The 255-nt window shown below is 63.1% G+C and carries 1 protein-coding gene; it reads left to right on the plus strand.

Annotated elements, in window-relative coordinates; genetic code table 11:
• On the plus strand, positions 1-255 hold a 255-nt coding region (locus tag GSY69_RS13965), incomplete at both ends, for an IS3 family transposase (RefSeq protein WP_160954416.1).

A 255-nucleotide genomic window follows, 5' to 3' on the forward strand; every position in this document is an offset into this window, starting at 1 on the left:
GAACCAGCATCACCTCATCGGATCCATGGGCCAAGTCGGTGCTGCCGGTGATAACGCGGCGATGGAATCCTTCTTCTCGCTACTCCAGAAGAACGTCCTGGACCGGCGCCGTTGGCGCACCCGTGAGGAACTCCGGATCGCGATCATTACCTGGATCGAACGGACCTACCACCGCCGCCGGCGTCAGGCCCGCCTGGGCCGATTGACCCCCATCGAATACGAGACCATCATGAACCCGACCGTCACCCTGGCGGC

It is taken from the genome of Brevibacterium rongguiense (assembly GCF_009857845.1).
Classification (GTDB): domain Bacteria; phylum Actinomycetota; class Actinomycetes; order Actinomycetales; family Brevibacteriaceae; genus Brevibacterium; species Brevibacterium rongguiense.